Source organism: Chryseobacterium sp. sg2396 (assembly GCF_042610505.1).
In the GTDB taxonomy this organism is placed as follows: domain Bacteria; phylum Bacteroidota; class Bacteroidia; order Flavobacteriales; family Weeksellaceae; genus Chryseobacterium.
This window is the reverse complement of sequence record NZ_JBHGAQ010000007.1, coordinates 68,497-88,624: the sequence shown is the minus strand read 5'-3', so window position 1 is coordinate 88,624 and position 20,128 is coordinate 68,497. Positions and strand designations below refer to the sequence as shown.

Genomic DNA, 20,128 nt, shown 5'->3' with positions numbered 1-20,128 from the left:
TTTGCCCACCCAATTTTTTAAAAGTAATTTTGCATGAATCTAAAATAAAAGTAAAATATGTCAACTTACGTAGTTGTAGGTCTTCAGTACGGAGATGAAGGGAAAGGAAAAATCACGGATGTTTTATCGGCAAAATCGGACTATGTGGTGCGCTTCCAGGGGGGCGACAACGCAGGTCATACGGTGTATGTGGGTGAAGAGAAGTTCGTATTGCACCTTCTTCCGTCGGGAGTTCTTCAGTGCAAAGGGAAGTGCATCATTGCCAACGGCGTGGTGGTAAACCCTAAATCTTTCATTAAGGAGGTGAACCAGATCGAAAGCAAAGGCTTGAGAACGGATCATATTTTCATCAGCAGAAGAGCGCATGTCATCATGCCGTATCACATCCTGTTGGATACCTACCGTGAGGAAGAGCACGGCGGAACGCAGATCGGAACGACCAAAAAAGGGATCGGACCTTGCTACGAAGACAAGATCGCCAGAGTGGGCATCAGAATGATCGACCTTCTGAACCCGGAAATCTTAAGAGACAAAATCGAGAAAAACTTAAAAATCAAAAATTCTCTTTTCGAGAAATACTACGGGAAACCGACCCTGGACGTTGAGGAAATCTACAACGAATACCTGGAAATCGGAAAACAGCTTCAGGACAGGATCGTAGATACCGAGCTTGAACTGAACGAAGCCATCAGAGACGGGAAAAACGTTTTGTTTGAAGGGGCTCAGGCTTTGATGCTGGACATCGATTTCGGAACCTATCCGTACGTAACATCCTCTTCACCTTCTACCGGAGGAGTTTGTACCGGAGCAGGAGTGCCACCGACTTCCCTTCAGAACCTGATCGGGGTGGCCAAAGCTTACTGTACAAGAGTAGGAAACGGACCGTTCCCATCTGAATTGGATAACGAATTAGGAGAGAGCATCAGACAGATCGGTGGTGAATTCGGAGCAACAACCGGAAGACCGAGAAGAACAGGCTGGTTAGACCTTGTTTCTCTGAAACATGCCTGTATGATCAATGGGATCAACAACCTGGTAATTACAAAACTGGACGTCCTTACCGGCATCGAAAACCTGAAAGTCGTTACCCATTACAAAACGGAAGACGGAAAAATCATCGATTATTTCACTTCTTCCACCGAAAAGCTATACAACTACGAGCCGATCTATCAGGATTTGCCGGGCTGGAACGAAGACATCACCAAAGCAAGAAGCTACGACGAACTTCCGGATACCGCTCAGAAATACATCGAGTTCATCGAGAAATATTTAGGAATCAACGTATACCTGGTTTCTGTTGGCCCTGAAAGAAGCCAGAACATCATCAGAAAAGAATTATTCTAACCGAAGAATTTTAAAATAAATAAAAGAGACTGTCATTGCGACGGTCTCTTTTTATTTTATGGTTCACTTTAAGCCTGAAGCAAGACAATCTCCTTTTCGTATGGCAGTAAGTCGCTATTAGCTAAAAGCTATTTGCGATCAGCAAGTTTTTATCCGTAGCAGCAATTATTTACAACAGCCAGCAGCTATTAGCCAGCAGCCATTTGAAGTCGGGAACCTGCTTTCCGCTGTATCTTTTTCGCCTTGCTGTAGCCCATTCGGAAAAAGGATGCCGCTGCAATCAGAACTAGGGCGGAGTCTTTCCTAACAACTTATCCCAAAACATCGATAGCAGTATCGTGTTAAATAATCCGTTATCATTTTCAAACAACCATCCTTTCAACATCCATCACCTAGCATCCAGCCTCTATCTTTCCAAATTCTATTCGTAACATAATTAAAATTACTTCATTCTCATACGATTTTAAATAAATATGCGTTTTTGATAATATAGTGGCAGATATTTTGCTCCTAAGTTATTATTTACCGATAAATGGTAAGGAACTAATAATCTATAATTAATGCTTAAATTTTAAAACAATGAAAAACATGCATCAGAATCAGGAATTTCGTTTCAATGAAATTCTTTTCGAACACCGCAACAAAGAATACGGTGCCTATGTCTTAAGAAATGAATCCGACCGGATCTTAACCAAAGCCCTTTTTATTGGTGTAAGCTTGCTGGCGGCATTTTCTTTAACTCCTTTAGTGATTAAAGCTTTTCAGTCTGAACCTGTGAAAGATCCTAAGATTTATGAGAAAACTCATATTTTCAAACAAGTAACTACCCCTGAAAAAGATCCACCCGCAACTGTTAAACCACAGCCAGCTCCGGAAAAAATCAAAACAATAGATAAGACCGTTCCGGAACCGAAAGCGATTGTAAGAAATGAAAAAAAGGAGACGACGCCTAAGGATGAACAGAATGCAGTGGTGAGCACTCAAACATCAAATGGAAAAGAAGTTACCACTCCGACCTATGTCCCAACAACTCCTAACATCGGAACAGGACCGGTAATTAGTACAGCTCCACCAGTGATCGTAACTAAAGAAGATCCGAATAAAATAACAACGGGAGACGAACTAGGTCAGGAAGCCGGATTCATCGGAGGAATTGATGCTTTCAGAAATAAAGTGATCAATAATTTTGACAGTTCAGGTCTTACTTCTGATGAGGTCATGAAAACAACGGTTACATTTATTGTTGAAAAGGACGGAACTATTTCCGCCATCAAAGCAAATGGATCCAATGCCGACTTTAATGAGGAAGCCATCAGAACGATCAAATCCATTAAAGGAAAATGGATTCCGGGAAAAAATAAAAAAGGCGAATCCGTACGAAGCTATTTCAAGTTTCCGATTTCAATGAAGCTTGATAATTAACATAAAAACAAATCCTGTACACTTATCCACAAAGAATTTTTTTTGTGGATAATTTTTTTTATAGCTAAATGGCTTATTAACAATATTTTAACTCAGATTTCGTTTTAACCGTTCAGTAAGAGCACGGAAAAATGTGTATTTTTGAAATCTAAAGTTCGAATAATGGCAAAAATCATAGGGATCGCTAATCAGAAAGGAGGAGTCGGGAAAACTACAACCGCTGTAAATCTGGCTGCGGCATTAGGGGTATTGGAAAAAAAGATATTAATTATCGATGCTGATCCCCAAGCTAACGCAACTTCAGGGTTAGGAGTGGAAGATGTAAAGTATTCTACGTACAATCTTTTGGAGCACAGCATGGAAACATCAAAATGTATCAAGCAGACCGCGACACCAAACCTGGATATCGTTCCGTCTCACATTGATCTGGTAGCCGCTGAAATAGAGCTGGTGGATAAGGAAGAACGTGAATACATGCTGAAAAAAGCACTGGAAAGTGTAAGGGGAGATTACGATTACATCATCATCGACTGTGCGCCGAGTCTGGGATTAATTACGGTAAATGCCCTTACGGCTGCAGACTCCGTGATCATCCCGATCCAGTGTGAATATTTTGCGTTGGAAGGGCTTGGTAAATTATTAAATACCATCAAGAACGTTCAGAAAATCCATAACAAAGACCTGGATATCGAAGGCCTGCTGCTTACGATGTATGATAGCCGTCTCCGATTATCCAATCAGGTAGTGGAAGAAGTAAACTCACATTTCCCGGAAATGGTTTTTGAAACCATTATCAGCAGAAACGTAAGACTGAGCGAAGCTCCAAGCTTCGGGGAAAGCATCCTGAATTACGATGCCGAAAGCAAAGGAGCCATCCAGTATATTCAGCTGGCGGAAGAAGTTTTACTGAAAAACGAAAAATTAGTAAGGAATTAAAAGCAGCTCGCAGCGCTAAACGATAAAACAAATATGAAGGATAAAAAAAGAGCGATGGGACGTGGTTTGGGTGCCATTCTGAGTGCCGAATCCAAAGCAACGATCAACTCTGCAACTGATGAAGGAGCAGATAAATTTGTGGGAAATATTGTAGAAATTGCACTGGAAGATATTTATCCCAATTCGACCCAGCCGAGAACTTATTTTGACGAAAAAGCATTGAATGAACTTGCGCTGTCCATTAAAAATCTGGGAGTAATCCAGCCGATTACGCTAAGGAAAGATGGGGAGAAGTTTGAAATTATATCCGGGGAAAGACGGTACCGTGCGAGCAAAATTGCAGGGCTGGAGTCTATTCCGGCTTACATCCGTCTGGTAAACGATCAGGAGCTTCTGGAAATGGCCCTTGTGGAAAACATCCAGAGGGAAGATCTTGATGCGATTGAAATTGCATTAACGTATCAGCGGTTGATGGAAGAGATCGGCCTTACCCAGGAAAACCTGAGCCATCGGGTTGGAAAAGATAGAAGTACGATTACCAATTCCATCAGGCTATTGAGGCTGAATCCGGATATCCAGAATGCCATCCGCAGCGGAGAGATTTCTGCAGGTCACGGAAGGGCGATCATCAGCCTGGAAAGCGAAGAGCATCAGCAGATTCTGTTTGAGCTGATCATCAGGGAAAGGCTGAACGTACGCCAATCGGAACAGGCGGCAACCGCTATTAAAAATCCGAAGTCTCCAGCCGCTAAAAAAGCGAAGGCGGAGCTTTCCAACAATTATAAAAGAGCGCAGAAAACGATTGCCGACATCCTGGATGTAAAAGTCGAAATCAAAGCCGCTCCAAACGGAAAAAAAGGGAAAATTGTTCTGGATTTCAAAAATGAAGACGAGCTGGAATATATTTTATCCCACATTAAATAAATGAAGAAAATACTATTCACATTTTTTCTGTGTCTGTTTGCCTTTGCCTTTTCGCAGGTGAATCCCAATGATACGATCCGGGTGGATTACCGTCCGAAAGACAGTATAGGCGTGGAAAAGAATAATACCAAAACCGAAGCGAAAGTGGTTTCTGATCTGGAAAAAGCAAACGGCCCAACACAGAAAACGCTGAAGCTCAATCCTACGAAAGCAGGTTTGTACTCTGCCGTTCTTCCTGGTTTAGGACAGGTGTACAACAAAAAATACTGGAAAGTTCCCATTGTTTTGGGAGCAGTAGGAACAGGGGTTGGAATTGCTATCTGGAACGATAATCAGTATAAAAAATACCGGGAATACTACATTGCCAAACTCAACGGAACGCCGAATGAATTTGTGGACAAATTTCCTTACCTCGATAAAACGGCGTTGGGAAATGCACAGGACCGGGCCAAAAGACAGCGTGATTATGCCATCGCTATTTCGGGATTGATTTACATCCTGAATATCGTGGATGCAGTGGTAGATGCTCACTTATACGAATCGCGCCGTGATCCGGATCTTACCCTCAATCCCACAATGGTTCAGGACCAGTACGGAATTGCTCCTCCGAAAACGGGAATAAGTTTAAATTACAGATTTTAAGAATTAACAGCATCTTGATCAGGTAAAAAATTAGTTTAAACATTTTCCTTCTTTTCACTAAATGATAAAATTTAAATAAGAATTACATGAAAATAGCATTGGTTGGATACGGTAAAATGGGTAAAATCATCGATGAAATCGCTATAAAAAGAGGGCATGAAATCGTTGCCCGACTGAAAGAAACCCCAACTGCTGAAAATCTTAATAACCCCGACGTCGTTATTGAATTTTCCCTGCCCGAAGTGGCTTACGAAAACATCAAAGCATGTCTTGAAAATAAAATCCCGGTAATCTGCGGAACCACCGGATGGCTTGAGAAAAAATCTGAGATTGAAAAACTGGCCGAAGAAAACGGAACGGCTTTTCTTTACGGTTCTAACTTTAGCCTGGGTGTTAACCTGTTTTTTGCTTTAAATGAAAAACTGGCAGACCTCATGAAGAATGTCGATGAATATTCCTGTCAGCTGGAAGAAATTCACCACGTTCACAAAAAAGATGCGCCGAGCGGAACGGCTATTTCCATTGCAGAAGGGATCTTTAAGCACAATCCGAAATTTGATGCATGGAAGCTGGAGGAAACGCATGATAACCAATTGGGTATTTTCGCAATCCGTGAAGATGAGGTTCCCGGTACGCATAGCGTCTTCTACAGAAGCGAAGTGGATGAAATCGAAATCAAGCATACGGCCTTCAACAGGAACGGTTTTGCATTGGGAGCGGTAGTTGCTGCGGAATGGATTAAAGATAAAAAAGGAAATTTTGCCATGAAGGATGTTTTGGGACTTTAATCTGTAACAAAATCCCTAAATTGCAGACCAAATAAAAGTGAATGTGGGTGGGTTGTTTATTCAAAGATCATTTATCGCCCCCATCATTCATGAATCATATTATAGATTAGGCACAAAAATTTATGAATTATTTTTTAACGTATACAGTTTATGTTCTCATTTTATCGGTACTGATGGGAATTTCCACCTGGAAACTGTTCAAAAAGCTGGGGTATAATCCGTTATTCGCTTTTATCCCTTTCTACAATTACTTTATTATTCTAAAAGAAACAAAACACCCGAAGTGGTGGGCAATCCTATCATACCTTCCGATCGTAGGGCCTATTATGATGTCTGTTTTCCATTTGTATTTAATGAGTAAATTTGGGAAAACCTCTTTCAAAGATAAACTTCTTACGGTAATCCTGCCGTTCATTTATATGGCAACGGTAAATTATGGGAAAGACGTTAAGCTGGAAGATGAAAATGACCTGTTCCTTACAGACGAAGAAAAAAGTGCCAAAAAGAAAGATTCTTTCATCGGATCAGTAACTTTTGCCGTGGTTTTCGCTACGATCATCCATGTTTTCGTTACACAGCCGTTCGGGATCCCGACAGGATCTATGGAAAGAACATTATTGGTAGGAGATTTCCTTTTCGTAAACAAATGGAGCTACGGGTACCGGCTGCCGATGCGTCCGCTGGCCATTCCTTTCCTTCAGGGAACGATTATGGATACCGGTGAAAAAGGAAACCCGAAAGATGATCCGAAATCTTATGTTGATGCGGTAAAGCTTCCTTATGAAAGGATTTTACAGTTCAGTAAGCCTCAGAAAAATGATATTGTCGTTTTCAACTACCCGCAGGATTCCGTACACACGGCAATCGACAGGAAAGATCCTTATGTTAAAAGATGCGTTGCAGTAGCGGGTGATACTTTTGAAATGAGAGCGGGAAGACTTTTTGTAAACGGAAAACCGGAAACGGTATTGGGTGACCAGGAAGTTCAGCATGCTTACACGGTAAATACAGGAACGCAATTGGATATTCCGGGCATGTATAACACCTACGGATTCCTTCCGGTAAGGGAAATGCAGAATGACAAAGGAGGGTTTACCTATATGTTCCAGGGATTGACTGATAAAACGGCTAAAGACATCAAAACCATGCCGAATGTTATCAGCATGGAAGAAAATATCTATCCGAAAGATTCCGCAACCATTTCTTATAAATTAAATGCTGATAAAACAGCTTATACCAAGAGTATAGATACTACCCAATCTATTTTCCCTATTAATAAACCATGGAACCAGGATTGGTACGGACCTCTAAAAATTCCTAAGAAAGGGGATGTTGTGACCATCAATCAGGAATCGCTTCCGATGTATCAATGGGTAATCTCCGAGTATGAACACAACAGTCTGGAAAACAAAAACGGAAAAATCTTTATCAACGGAAAAGAAACCAACCAATATACCATTCAGCAGGATTATTATATGATGATCGGAGATAATCGTGATGCTTCGTTAGATGCAAGGTTCTTCGGTTTCGTACCTGAAGAGAACATTGTTGGAAGGCCTATGTTTACGTGGATGAGTTTACAGGGGGCATTTAAAGATGCAAGTTCGTCCTATCAGGCGCCGTTCAAAATCCGTTGGGACAGGATGTTCAAAGCTACAAATACGGGAGAAGCCAACAAAACTTCTTACTGGTGGATTGCAGCAATGATCCTGATCTTATTCTTCGGATGGGAATATTTCGTTAAATTATTCAGAAAGAAAAACACTGAAGAAGATTAATAAAGTTAAAATAACTATAAATAGAATGAAGTATTTGAAAAAATACTTCATTTTTGCATTATGAATATGAAGAATGTATTATTACCGGTATTTTATTTACCGCCGATTTCATGGTTTTCCGTATTTCTTGATCCTGAAAACGAAATCCTTTTTGAACAGTTTGAAAGCTTTCCCAAGCAGACCTACAGGAACCGGGCCAATATCTATGGAGCCAACGGCAAACTTTCACTGATTATTCCTATCGCTCACAACGGGAGCCGGGCTTTTAAAGATATTGAAATCGCTCATCGTGAAGACTGGAGGAATCTCCACTGGAAATCCATTAAAACCGCTTATCAGAGTTCTCCGTATTTCGAGTTTTATGAAGATAAACTGAAGAAAATATATGATCTGAAAGAAAAATATGTATTGGATTTCAACCTCAAAGCACTTGAAGTCATCCAGCAGATTCTTAAGACCGAAAAGGCATACTCTTTGAATGCCGAATATATCAAAATTCCGGAAGAGATTAATTTCCGGGAAAAGTTTTCGGCCAAGCTTCCTTCTGAATCCGGACTGGATGAGTATTATCAGACGTTCTCTGACAAATTAGGATTTTTAGAAAATTTGTCAATTTTAGACCTTATTTGTAACAAAGGGCCGGAATCGATGACTTATATTAAAAATATTAAACAATCATACTAGCATGAAAAAGGTATTATTAGCTGCTGTTTTTTTGGCAGGATTCGGTTTTTCAAATGCACAGGATGCAAAATCCGGTGTTGACCCGAAAGAAGACAAAGATCTTATGACCTGGTATCATAAAGATTTTGCTGCAACCAAAGTATATGGGGTAAATACGGAAAATGCATATAAATTTTTAGAATCCAAAGGATTGAAACCTAAAACTGTTGTTGTCGGAGTGCTGGACAGCGGTGTTCAGGTAGACCATCCGGGCTTGGTGGCTAATGTGTGGTCTAACCCGAATGAAGTTCCCGGGAATGGTAAAGATGATGATGGAAACGGATATATTGACGATGTACATGGATGGAATTTTATTGGAGGTAAAAACGGAGATATTGACATCGATAATATGGAAGTAACCAGAGTGGTTGCTAAATATAAACCGATCTTTGAAGGCGAAGATTCTGCAAAGAACAAAGCAAATCAGGCCAAAATGCCGGAAGAATTTGCGATGTATATGAAATCAAAAGATCTTTTTGCTAAAAAAAGTATTGAGGCAAAACAGGGGGCTCAGACTTATACTATGATTAATGATCTGATCCCGAATATGGTAAAGCTCTTAAATGGTAAAAATGTAACACCTGAAAATGTTGCTACTATCAAACCTTCAGAGCAGAAAGATGCCATTGCCGCACAGATTTTAACCCAGGTTGCTCAGAGCCCTGAATTCAAAGGGAAAACTCCTGCTGAGTTTGAAAAGACAATGAGAGAGCAAATGAAAGAAGCTCTTGATGAAGTAGGTCCTCAGGCGAAACAATACGATCTTGCTTATGATCCAAGAAAAGAAATTGTGGGTGATAACTATGACGATTATTCTGAGAAAAATTACGGCAATAATCATTATGAAGGACCTGATGCAATGCACGGTACACACGTGGCGGGGATCATTGCAGGCCTTCCGAACGGAAAAGAAGTTCAGTACGGGGTAGCTTCAAGAGTTGCTAAAATAATGTCTGTAAGAACGGTCCCTAATGGTGACGAAAGAGATAAAGACGTTGCAAATGCCATCCGGTATGCGGTAGACAATGGTGCTAAGATATTGAACATGAGCTTCGGAAAACCGGTTTCTCCCGGTAAAAATGTTGTTTGGGACGCCTTTAAATATGCTCAGGACAAAGGCGTGCTTTTGGTAAAAGCAGCAGGTAATGAAAATGAAGATGTTGCGGAACATCTGGCTTATCCTACCAACTTTAAAAAAGTTACCGATGAAAAACCGTTTGTAAATAACGTATTGGTGGTAGGGGCAAGTACCAACAACAATGATGCATTGAGGGCAGGCTTTTCGAACTATAATAAGAAAATGGTAAATGTTTTCGCTCCGGGGGAAGAAATTTATTCTACTGTTCCTCATAACGATTACAAATATCTTCAGGGAACTTCCATGGCATCGCCGGTAGTAGCGGGAGCTGCGGCTGTATTACTGGCTTACATGCCTACGTTAACACCCGCGCAGATTATTGAATCTCTTGTAAAATCCAGTAATCCGGGTACAGCCCAGTTTGCAGATTATTCGCAGGCAGGAGGTGTAATCGATCTTGAAAAAGCTGCTGAATATGCATATAACAATTTTTATAAGGGGAAAACAAGTGCTTCAAATAAGCCTGTAAAATCCGTAAAAAAGAAGGTTAAAAAATAGTTTATCTGGTTGTTTTTTAAGTATAAACACATAAAGTCCGAAATTTTCGGACTTTTTTATTGCTATTATTTAATTTTTGGCACGGTTTTTTGTAACTTTATTCTAACAAAATAATAAACAACAAAATGAAAAAGTTACTATTTGCAGGGATGTTGGGAACGGCGCTTTTTTCCACGTCATGTTCCGGAGTAAAAAATGCTCAGACAGCCCAGAATCAAAGATCCGAATTTCTTAAAATGAAAGGTGACTGGCAGATCGTCAGTATAAATTACGATAAAAATTTCAAAATAAAACCATTTGATGACGGTATAGATGCACAGTGTTTTGTAGGGAGCCACTGGAGGTTAATCCCGAATAACTGGACAGGAGCTTATACGGTTAATGGCGGAGGAACATGTGGTACGGGCTTTACACAACCTATAAAATTAAATGTGGTAAGCGGTAATACTTTTGAATTTAAAAAAATTGCTGAAGGAACAAAAGCAAAACAAAACACAGCAGGATATTCTTTGACACTAACTAACCAGTCAACGGATCAATTCTCATTGGAACAAAACATTCCTTTCGACGGAGAAAATGTAAGAGTTGTTTACAACTTCGAAAGAGCGGGAATGAAATAATTAACTTTAAAATAAGTAAAAAATGAAACTTACAAAAACATATATCGGAGGGCTTTTCTTATCATCAGCGTTATTGCTTACCAGTTGTGAGGCAGTACAGAATTCTAACCATCAGCAAAGAGGTACCGCGGTAGGTGTTGCCTCCGGAGCTGTAATCGGAGGAATCCTTGGTAACAATGTAGGAAGAGGAGGAAACGGAGCCATTGGTGCTGTATTAGGGGGTATCATCGGTGGTGTTGCAGGTAACGTTATCGGTAATAAGATGGATAAGCAGGCCAGAGAGATTAAAGAAACTTTACCGGGTGCCGAAGTGGAAAGAGTAGGAGACGGTATTAAAATTACATTAAATGAAAGTATTGTAAATTTCGATTTTAATTCATCTGCATTAACCAGCACTGCACAGACAAATCTTGATAAACTGGCTCAGGTTTTAACGAATAATCCTGATACGAATATTAATATCTACGGACATACGGACAGCAAAGGAACGGATGCTTACAACATGGCCCTCTCAGAAAGGAGAGCGAACGCCGTAAAAGCATATTTGTCAGCCAAAGGGATTGCTTCAAACAGGCTCTTTGCTAAAGGTGAAGGAGAAAGCATGCCGGTAGCTTCCAACGATACCGATGCCGGAAGAGCTAAAAACAGAAGAGTTGAATTTGCCATTACGGCCAATCAAAAAATGATTCAGGATGCTCAGCAGGGGCAATAATAATTAACATATAAATATTTTCCTAAATAACCGCTTTTGCGGTTATTTTTGTATTTTTATCAGGATATTTATAAAATCATTATTTTTGCATTTGAAATAACATAAATGAAGAAATATGTAAAGCTGCTCCGTATAGAGCAATGGGTGAAAAACCTTTTTGTTTTTGTTCCTCTATTCTTTTCAGGTAACATAAAAAACCTTGATCTCCTTACCAAAAGTATTTTTGCTTTTATCATCTTTTCATTGGCGGCCAGCGTTGTATATATTTTAAACGATTACAATGATATCGAGGCTGACAGGAAACATCCTGAAAAAAGAAGGAGACCGCTGGCGAGCGGAGACGTCTCAAAATCTCAGGCCATAGCAATCTTTGTCGGACTGATTATAGCAGATATTGCACTGGTATTTGTTGCCCAGTCTTATTTTCATGAAAGCCTCTGGAAATTTGCCACCATTGTCGGGTTTTATTTTGTCATGAATCTGGCCTATACTTTTAAACTGAAGCACGTTCCCATTATCGACATTTCTATCATTGCTGTTGGTTTTGTCCTTCGTGTACTTGCCGGAGGCTATATTACCGGAATCAGCATTTCCCAGTGGGCGATTTTGCTGACCTTCGTACTGGCTTTGGTTCTGGCGATCGGAAAAAGACGTGGAGAACTTATCAACGCGCAGGTTTCCGGGAAAACAAGACGTGCTTTGGACGGCTATAACGTACAGTTTGCAGACATTGCCCTTTCCATTTCGGTTACACTGGCAATAATTTGTTATTTAATGTTTACCTTATCACCGGAAGTCCAGGCAAGATTCCACTCACGGGTTTTCTATACCGTGATCTTTGTGGTCTTTGCCTTCTTAAGATATTTGCAGCAGACACTTGTCTACAACAGAACCGAATCCCCTACCAAAATCGTCTATCGCGACCGGTACATACAGATCACTTTACTGCTGTGGGTCGCTGCATTTTTAATCCAAATCTATTTTAAAAAATGAAGCCGAATTTTACACAGAAAGTTACCAACTGGGGAAATTATCCCGTAGTGGAAAAAGAAGTGAGGTCTTATGACAGCTTCAGAAAAATAAAAGAATTTGTCCTGAATAACAATGAAGTGATTGCCCGCGGAAACGGAAGGTGCTACGGAGATTCTTCATTGGGAGAACATATATTTTCAACAAAAAAATTAAATAAATTCATTAGTTTCGACCGGCTGAACGGGATTATCGAATGCGAATCGGGCGTCCTGCTTTCCGATGTTCTGGAAGTAGCTGTTCCGCAGGGATATTTTCTTTATGTAACGCCGGGAACAAAGTTCGTTTCAGTGGGCGGAGCCATTGCATCCGATGTTCATGGTAAAAATCACCATGCGGAAGGCTGTTTTTCCGAATATGTGATTGAGTTTAAACTGATGATTGAAAATGGTGATGTAATCACCTGCTCAAGAGAGGAAAATACGGATAAATTCTGGGCGACTATCGGCGGAATGGGGCTAACGGGAATCATTCTTACGGCAAAATTCAAATTAAAAAATATAGAATCGGCATACATCCGGCAGGAAAGCATCAAAGCAGAAAACCTGGATGAGATCTTCAGGCTGTTTGAAGAAAGTGAAAACTGGACGTATACCGTAGCCTGGATCGATTGTCTTCAGAAAGGTAGCAATATCGGAAGAAGTATCCTGATGCGGGGCGAACATGCCTTCCAGCACGAGCTTCCCCAAAATATAAAAGATAAGCCTTTACGGTTGAAAAAGAAATTTGAGCCAACGGTTCCGTTTTATTTCCCGGGATTCGTTCTGAATGCTTTGACAGTAAAAATTTTTAATTTTCTCTATTATAAGAAGCAGGCTAAAAAAGAGGTTAAAAGCTTTATAGATTACGAAACCTTTTTCTATCCTCTGGATTTCGTCCACGACTGGAATAAAATTTACGGGAAATCCGGATTCATCCAATACCAGATGATGATTCCCAAAGAATCCGGTAAAGAAGGCATGAAAAAAATCCTGGAAACCATTGCCAACAGCGGAAACGGTTCTTTCCTGGCTGTATTGAAACTCTACGGAAAAGAAAACCCGCAGGCGTACAATTCCTTTCCTTTTGAAGGCTATTCCCTCGCACTGGATTTCAAGGTGAATTCAAAGCTGAAAAAGCTGATTGAACAACTGGATGATATTGTGGAGCAGTACAACGGAAAGATTTATCTTACCAAAGACAGTATGAGCAGATCGTCTCTAACCAATTACCTCAGAAATGTTCAAAGTTCAAAATTCGTGTCTTTGCAACATAAAAGAATTTTAAATAACATATAGCACGAATGATCGTTTTAGGAAGCACATCGGAAGTAGCACAGGCTTTTGTAGAAAAAGCTTTACAGGAAGGGGAAAAGTTTGAAAGAATTTATCTTTTTACCTCCAACAGGGAAACGACCGAAAGATTTGCACGGCATATCGACGTAAAATTTCTTCAGCAGTCCGAAATTATAGAGCTGGATCTCACAAAAAATATCGATTATAGCAGATTTGAACAGATCAGTTCAGGCTTGCTGTTCTGTGCAACGGGTTATCTCGGCGAAGGTACCGAAGAAGGCCTGTACGATAATAAAAATACGGAACGGATTATCGACATCAATTATGCGAAGCTTATTCCTGTCATCAACTATTTTGCTCATAAATTTGAAAACAGAAGATCGGGAACGATTATCGGCCTGTCTTCCGTAGCGGGAGAACGCGGACGGCAGAGCAACTTCATCTACGGAAGTGCAAAAGCAGCCTTTACCGCCTATTTAAGCGGATTAAGAAACTATCTTTTCGATAAAAAAGTCCATGTACTTACTGTAAAGCCCGGATTTATGGCAACGAAAATGACCGAGGGCTTACCCTTGAACCCAAAACTCACAGCCACTCCGAAGCAGGCCGCCGATTGTATTTTCAAAGCCTACAAAAAGCAAAAAAATGTCGCGTACGTCCTTCCTGTCTGGGGAATCATCATGATGATCATCCGGAATATTCCGGAATTTATATTTAAAAAATTAAAACTCTGAAAATCAAAAAAGCCTTCGATAAATTACACAGGATTTTTAATTTAAATTAAGATTTGCTTAAATAAATTAAAAAGATAAAATATCCCGGAAGTCTTTTCGTTTACGATAGTATTGACAAAATTCAAAATAAGATAAATCACCAATGAAAAAACTGTATTGCTTTGATTTTGACGGAACTCTTACCTACAAGGACACGATGTTCATGTATCTGAAATTCTATGATCCTACAAAATTCAGGCTGCAGTTCTTAAAGCATGTTCCACTTTTTGTCTTATTAAAACTCAGGCTTGCCGAAACCGAAAAAGTAAAAAAAAGCTTTATCGGCTCTATTCTTAAAGGGCAGACCCAGGAAAAAATAGAGAAAAAATCCCGGCAGTTTTTTGAAGCCAATTACCCTAAGATCGTAAGAGAAAACGCACTGGACTTTATCAAAAATATAGACCGCGAAAACACGCAGAGTTTAATGGTAACGGCATCGCTGGATATTTGGGCTAAACCGTTTGCCGATGCTTTCAATATGAAATTGCTGGCTACACAGGCTGAGTTTAAAAACGGTGTTTTCACTGGAAACTTTATCGGAAAAAACTGCAATGGCAAAGAGAAATTGTCCCGTATACAGGAAGAAATCAAAGATAAAAAATATGATAAGATCCTTGCTTTTGGTGACACTTCAGGAGATAAGCCGATGTTAAAGTGGGCAAATGAAGGACATTATCAATTTTTTCACTAATTTTGAACGGTAAAAATATACAGACCGACAACAGTTCTGTCATGTAAGAATCAGTTGGTTTTGTTGCTTTTTTTATTGTACGGAAACTAATCTTTTCAAAGTAAAAATGAATAAAATATACCTTGATAACGCTGCTACGACTCCGCTTTCGGAAGAAGTTATCGATGCCATGGTAAGTACCATGAAAATGAATTTCGGGAATCCTTCCTCCACCCACAGCTTTGGGCAGGAAGCAAAAATCCTGATCGAAAATGTGAGAAGACAGGTAGCAGACTATCTTCACGTAACGCCAGCCGAAATTATTTTCACATCCTGCGGTACGGAATCTAACAATATGATCATCAAGTCGGCGGTTGAGCATCTTGGTGTAGAAAGAATCATCAGTTCGCCGCTGGAGCATAAATGTGTTTCCGAAAGCATCCTCGATATGAAGGCCAGAAAAGGCGCAGAGGTAAATTATATCCGTCCGAATGAAAAGGGGGATATCGATCTTCAAAAATTAGAAGAGCTCTTAAAGGCTTCCGATAAAAAGACTTTGGTAAGTTTAATGCATGCCAATAATGAGATCGGAAATCTTATCGATATTAAAAAAGTAGCCGACTTGTGTAAGGCTCATCATGCGCTTTTCCATTCGGATACAGTACAGACGATGGCGCATATGAACCTGGATTTTTCCGATATTCAGGTGGATTTCGCATCATGCAGTGCCCATAAATTCCACGGCCCTAAAGGAATCGGTTTCGCCTTTATCAGAAAATCAAGCGGTTTAAAAGGAATTATTACCGGAGGCCCACAGGAAAGAAGCCTGAGAGCCGGTACCGAAAATGTTGCCGGGATTGTAGGATTGGGAAAGGCACTTGAAATTTCCCTGAATCACATGGACGAATATGTAGCCCACATGGAGGAAATAAAAGCTTATGCAGCAGAAAGGCTTACGGAAGAGATTCCGGGCATTAAATTTAACGGAAGAAGTGCTGAGAAGGAAAACAGTCTCTATACGGTTTTAAGTGCTTTACTGCCTTATAAAAATCCGTTGATCGGTCTTCAGTTGGATATGAAAGGAATTGCGATTTCTCAGGGCAGTGCATGTTCTTCAGGAGCTTCAAAACCATCCATGGTGATGATGATGGTATTGTCTGAAGATGAAATGGATCACTGTACGCCGCTGCGTATTTCTTTCAGCCACCTTACAACAAGAGAAGATATCGATGCGCTGGCAGAAGCTTTAAAGGAAATTTCAAAAGATTTTGTTATAGAAAATACAAATGTTGCGCATAGATAGTCTTATGATTTAAAAATCGTAATTTTGAATATCCGATTAAAGGAATCAGTTAAAGAATAATATTAATTTAAATAAAAAATAAAATGGCTTTAGAAATTACAGATAGCTCATTTCAGGAAACGGTTTTAAAATCAGATAAGCCGGTATTGGTCGATTTTTGGGCAGTATGGTGCGGACCATGTAGAACTTTAGGACCCATCATCGAAGAAGTGGCAACAGACTTCGAAGGGAAAGCGGTAGTAGGAAAAGTGGATGTTGACAACAACCAGGAAATTTCTATGCAGTATGGTATCAGAAATATCCCTACAGTTCTTATTTTCAAGAACGGTGAAGTAGTAGATAAATTGGTAGGAGTAGCTCCGAAAGAAGTGATCGCTGAAAAATTAAGCGCACACTTGTAAAAATAATAATTTTGATAATGAAGGCCTTCCGTTACAGGAAGGCTTTTTTTTCTAAATAAATTTGCAGGTAAGGAAAAAAGTTGTACTTTTGCCATCACAAAAAAGAAACGAGGTTCTTTAAAAACAAGATAAAATTGATCCGGTAGTTCAGCTGGTTAGAATGCCGCCCTGTCACGGCGGAGGTCGCGGGTTCGAGTCCCGTCCGGATCGCAGAAAATCTTCTCAATTTCCTTTAAAAAAATTGATCCGGTAGTTCAGCTGGTTCGAATGCCGCCCTGTCACGGCGGAGGTCGCGGGTTCGAGGCCCGTCCGGATCGCAGAAAGTTTTCTCAATTTACTTTAAGAAAATTGATCCGGTAGTTCAGCTGGTTAGAATGCCGCCCTGTCACGGCGGAGGTCGCGGGTTCGAGTCCCGTCCGGATCGCAGAAAGTTTTCTCAATTTACTTTAAGAAAATTGATCCGGTAGTTCAGTTGGTTAGAATGCCGCCCTGTCGCGGCGGAGGTCGCGGGTTCGAGTCCCGTCCGGAGCGCAGAAAGTTTTCTCAATTTACTTTAAGAAAATTGATCCGGTAGTTCAGTTGGTTAGAATGCCGCCCTGTCGCGGCGGAGGTCGCGGGTTCGAGTCCCGTCCGGAGCGCAGAAAGTTTTCTCAATTTACTTTAAGAAAATTGATCCGGTAGTTCAGTTGGTTAGAATGCCGCCCTGTCGCGGCGGAGGTCGCGGGTTCGAGTCCCGTCCGGATCGCAGAAAGTTTTCTCAATTTACTTTAAAAAAATTGATCCGGTAGTTCAGCTGGTTAGAATGCCGCCCTGTCACGGCGGAGGTCGCGGGTTCGAGTCCCGTCCGGATCGCAAATCCTGTAAAATCATTTTTACAGGATTTTTTATTTATGTACTGCGTTTATGTTTTATATTCTGCAAGCCGTAATGTTCAGTTCGTAGAGGGTTGACCTGAGGATAAAGAACCTAAATCACCGTGGGGAAAGTCTTAAGATAGTCTTACGGATGTTGCATTAATGATTTAAACAAAGACAAAAAAAGTTTTTTTCCACACTAAAATTTGAAAACAGAAAACTATAAATGCTGCTTCCTATATTGCAAAGTGGTAATGCCCGTTTTTCTTTTAAAGAAAGTCCCGAAAAAGGAAGGGTTAGGAAAGTTAAATTCCGTTGAAATCTGCTGTACCGACTGATCGGTACATTTCAGTAAAGCTTTTGCTCCCATAATGACCATTTCATCGATCAGATCCGAAGCGTTCTTTTTACTGATTTGCTTTATGGTTTTAGAAAAGTATTTAGGTGTGATATTTAATTTGTCAGCATAAAATTTTATGCTTCGCTCTTCTTTATAATGAATGCAGAGAAGTGAATAAAAATTTTTATAAATTATTTCCGGACGATTTACAGGTTGAGTTTGGGATGAAATTCTAGCCTGATAAAATTCAACCACCATATAACATAAAGCATATAATAAGTTTTTTGCTACCTCACTTTTATATATCTTTTGCTTATTGCAATGATAGGCAAGCACGGCATATAAATCCGATATTTCTTTAAAATCCTGGTTATTTAACGCTAAACTTGGAGATTTGTTAAATATATCTCCAATGCTTCCTAAATCTTTTGTCAGAGGAAGATCAGCTACAACATCATACTTGAACAATAATAGATCTGCTTCTAATATCTCATTATACTCAAGCATTTCCACAATGTAATTCGGAGTAAGTATAACGATCGTGTTTTTTGATATGGAAACCTCATCCAGATTAATTCGTATCCGTGCATTGCCGTTTCGAACCAGGATTAATGCTATTTCTTCAACGAAATAAGGACTATTAGTAGTCTTCAGATATTCTTTAACAAGGAAAGCCTCTTGAGATATGGCAATACCGTTCATGTCAGAAATGAGTGCCATATCTTTTCCCAATGTGTCAGTAGAAATTATATTGAATAATTGTTCCATCAGATAATTTTGAAAGCAAAGTTACAAAAAGCGGACAAATGAACATTTTTCCGGGAAGGAAGAAATAACATTTTCTGTGATTAAGAATGAACTTTGCAACCAGTCGGTTAATAAATTTTTATTGATAAAAATGAGAAACAAAAGAAGTATTCCGAAATATGCGGTAATTTTTTACCTTTCTTTCGTTATCAGTTCCTGTAATGATAACGCCCCAAGCAATAATATGCTGGAAGTAAGCAAGGTAAAGGTAATAAGTGCAGGTAAAAATGTGGAAAGTGCCAGTGATGAGTATATAGGAACTGTGGAAAGCAGCAATACTGTAGATGTAAGTTTCATAAGCACTGGAACTATTGAGCAATTATACTTTAAAGAGGGACAAAGCGTAAGAAAAGGGCAGTTAATGGCAAAACTGAATACCACAACGCTTAAAAGTGCCCACACAGCTTCTGTTTCTACACTAAAACAGGCCCAGGACGCTTACAGCAGAATGAATGAGATGTATAAAAATCAGAGTCTGCCTGAAATTAAACTTATTGATTTTAAAACCAGTCTTGCCAAAGCGCAGTCTGCTGAGATGATTGCAAAAAAGAGTCTTGATGATTCTTATCTGTATGCTCCGGAATCCGGAACCATCAGCAAGAAATATTTTGAAAACGGAATGAATGTGGTTTTAGGAGCACCGGTCTATACCATTATGAACATCAATACGGTAGACGTAAATATTCCGATACCTGAAGGAGAAATTTCAGGATTTGAAAGAGGCCAATACTGCGATGTTGTCGTAACGGCATTAGGACAAAAAAAATTTCGGGGACAGATTATAATAAAAGGAGTTTCTGCCAACCCTGTTTCACATACCTATAATATCAAAGTACGAATTTCGAATTCCAATACAGGCGGTCTGATGCCAGGAATGGTGGTAAAAGCTTACTTTGATAATCCTTCTCAAAACCGCAAAAGCAATGATAAAATAATTATTCCTCTGAAGTATGTTCTTCTCGATTACCCCGATAAAAGATTTGTCTGGATAGCCGATAAAAATAATAAAGTCCAGAGAAAAGAGGTTAATCTGGGACAATTGCTGGGCAACGATGTTGAAATACTTGGAGGATTACAAATTGGGGATAGGATAATTACTGACGGTTATCAAAATATCAATCCGGGAAGCAAAGTGACTGTTATTAATTGATC

General features: G+C 39.8%; 19 protein-coding genes and 7 tRNA genes. 25 read left to right on the top strand and 1 reads right to left on the bottom strand.

Features of this window, described 5'->3' with window-relative positions:
• The first annotated feature begins 57 nt into the window (after positions 1–57).
• The 24 genes from ACED20_RS09360 to ACED20_RS09245 all read left to right on the top strand — a co-directional run bounded on the left by ACED20_RS09360 (position 58) and on the right by ACED20_RS09245 (position 17,827).
• Positions 58–1,344: an adenylosuccinate synthase gene (locus ACED20_RS09360; RefSeq protein ID WP_294221774.1), complete on the top strand. Its 1,287-nt coding sequence runs from the start codon at positions 58–60 to the stop codon at positions 1,342–1,344.
• 579 nt (positions 1,345–1,923) lie between these two features.
• The gene (locus ACED20_RS09355) at positions 1,924–2,766 is read left to right on the top strand and encodes an energy transducer TonB (protein WP_378104255.1); all 843 of its coding nucleotides are present in this window, start codon (positions 1,924–1,926) and stop codon (positions 2,764–2,766) included.
• 162 nt (positions 2,767–2,928) lie between these two features.
• Positions 2,929–3,702 carry a ParA family protein gene (locus ACED20_RS09350; protein WP_294199913.1) on the top strand — a complete coding sequence of 258 codons (774 nt, stop codon included), beginning with the start codon at positions 2,929–2,931 and terminating at the stop codon, positions 3,700–3,702.
• A gap of 33 nt (positions 3,703–3,735) precedes the next feature.
• Positions 3,736–4,626, top strand: coding sequence for a ParB/RepB/Spo0J family partition protein (locus ACED20_RS09345; protein WP_294199911.1), 891 nt, complete (start codon positions 3,736–3,738; stop codon positions 4,624–4,626).
• Positions 4,627–5,268 (top strand): DUF5683 domain-containing protein, encoded by a 642-nt coding sequence (locus ACED20_RS09340; protein ID WP_294199909.1) that lies wholly within the window; start codon positions 4,627–4,629, stop codon positions 5,266–5,268.
• Positions 5,269–5,354: 86 nt separating this feature from the next.
• A complete protein-coding gene (dapB, locus tag ACED20_RS09335; protein WP_294237353.1) occupies positions 5,355–6,056 on the top strand; it encodes a 4-hydroxy-tetrahydrodipicolinate reductase in 702 nt (233 codons plus the stop codon).
• A 122-nt stretch (positions 6,057–6,178) separates the two neighbouring features.
• Positions 6,179–7,834: a signal peptidase I gene (gene lepB, locus ACED20_RS09330; protein WP_294221794.1), complete on the top strand. Its 1,656-nt coding sequence runs from the start codon at positions 6,179–6,181 to the stop codon at positions 7,832–7,834.
• A 60-nt stretch (positions 7,835–7,894) separates the two neighbouring features.
• Positions 7,895–8,518: a WbqC family protein gene (locus tag ACED20_RS09325; RefSeq protein WP_378104253.1), complete on the top strand. Its 624-nt coding sequence runs from the start codon at positions 7,895–7,897 to the stop codon at positions 8,516–8,518.
• Between the two features lies 1 nt (position 8,519).
• Positions 8,520–10,193 (top strand): S8 family serine peptidase, encoded by a 1,674-nt coding sequence (locus ACED20_RS09320; RefSeq protein WP_294199901.1) that lies wholly within the window; start codon positions 8,520–8,522, stop codon positions 10,191–10,193.
• A gap of 125 nt (positions 10,194–10,318) precedes the next feature.
• Positions 10,319–10,813, top strand: coding sequence for a lipocalin family protein (locus ACED20_RS09315; RefSeq protein ID WP_294199900.1), 495 nt, complete (start codon positions 10,319–10,321; stop codon positions 10,811–10,813).
• Between the two features lie 22 nt (positions 10,814–10,835).
• On the top strand, positions 10,836–11,525 hold the full coding sequence (locus ACED20_RS09310) for an OmpA family protein (RefSeq protein WP_294199898.1): 690 nt from the start codon (positions 10,836–10,838) through the stop codon (positions 11,523–11,525).
• A gap of 105 nt (positions 11,526–11,630) precedes the next feature.
• Positions 11,631–12,518, top strand: coding sequence for a decaprenyl-phosphate phosphoribosyltransferase (locus tag ACED20_RS09305; RefSeq protein WP_378104251.1), 888 nt, complete (start codon positions 11,631–11,633; stop codon positions 12,516–12,518).
• A complete protein-coding gene (locus tag ACED20_RS09300; RefSeq protein WP_294220447.1) occupies positions 12,515–13,831 on the top strand; it encodes an FAD-binding oxidoreductase in 1,317 nt (438 codons plus the stop codon). Before ACED20_RS09305 ends, ACED20_RS09300 begins: the two co-directional genes overlap by 4 nt.
• Before the next feature lie 5 nt (positions 13,832–13,836).
• Positions 13,837–14,562 (top strand): SDR family NAD(P)-dependent oxidoreductase, encoded by a 726-nt coding sequence (locus ACED20_RS09295; RefSeq protein ID WP_294232021.1) that lies wholly within the window; start codon positions 13,837–13,839, stop codon positions 14,560–14,562.
• 142 nt (positions 14,563–14,704) lie between these two features.
• Entirely contained in the window at positions 14,705–15,292 is a 588-nt protein-coding gene (locus ACED20_RS09290; RefSeq protein WP_294199894.1) for an HAD family hydrolase, read from the top strand.
• A gap of 106 nt (positions 15,293–15,398) precedes the next feature.
• Entirely contained in the window at positions 15,399–16,574 is a 1,176-nt protein-coding gene (locus tag ACED20_RS09285; protein ID WP_294237364.1) for a cysteine desulfurase family protein, read from the top strand.
• A gap of 83 nt (positions 16,575–16,657) precedes the next feature.
• Positions 16,658–16,975, top strand: coding sequence for a thioredoxin (trxA, locus tag ACED20_RS09280; protein WP_027379107.1), 318 nt, complete (start codon positions 16,658–16,660; stop codon positions 16,973–16,975).
• Positions 16,976–17,111: 136 nt separating this feature from the next.
• Positions 17,112–17,185, top strand: a tRNA-Asp gene (locus ACED20_RS09275).
• A 33-nt stretch (positions 17,186–17,218) separates the two neighbouring features.
• Positions 17,219–17,292: transfer RNA gene (locus ACED20_RS09270), tRNA-Asp, on the top strand.
• Between the two features lie 33 nt (positions 17,293–17,325).
• Positions 17,326–17,399, top strand: a tRNA-Asp gene (locus tag ACED20_RS09265).
• A 35-nt stretch (positions 17,400–17,434) separates the two neighbouring features.
• Positions 17,435–17,506, top strand: a tRNA-Asp gene (locus tag ACED20_RS09260).
• A 35-nt stretch (positions 17,507–17,541) separates the two neighbouring features.
• Positions 17,542–17,613: transfer RNA gene (locus tag ACED20_RS09255), tRNA-Asp, on the top strand.
• Between the two features lie 33 nt (positions 17,614–17,646).
• A tRNA-Asp gene (locus tag ACED20_RS09250) sits at positions 17,647–17,720 on the top strand.
• 33 nt (positions 17,721–17,753) lie between these two features.
• Positions 17,754–17,827, top strand: a tRNA-Asp gene (locus ACED20_RS09245).
• A gap of 222 nt (positions 17,828–18,049) precedes the next feature.
• On the opposite strand, the gene ACED20_RS09240 is transcribed toward ACED20_RS09245, so the two are convergent.
• Positions 18,050–18,937 (bottom strand): AraC family transcriptional regulator, encoded by an 888-nt coding sequence (locus tag ACED20_RS09240; protein WP_294199890.1) that lies wholly within the window; start codon positions 18,935–18,937, stop codon positions 18,050–18,052.
• Between the two features lie 130 nt (positions 18,938–19,067).
• Here ACED20_RS09240 and ACED20_RS09235 point away from each other — a divergent pair, with 130 nt between their 5' ends.
• The gene (locus tag ACED20_RS09235) at positions 19,068–20,126 is read left to right on the top strand and encodes an efflux RND transporter periplasmic adaptor subunit (RefSeq protein WP_294238362.1); all 1,059 of its coding nucleotides are present in this window, start codon (positions 19,068–19,070) and stop codon (positions 20,124–20,126) included.
• Positions 20,127–20,128 lie beyond the last annotated feature (2 nt).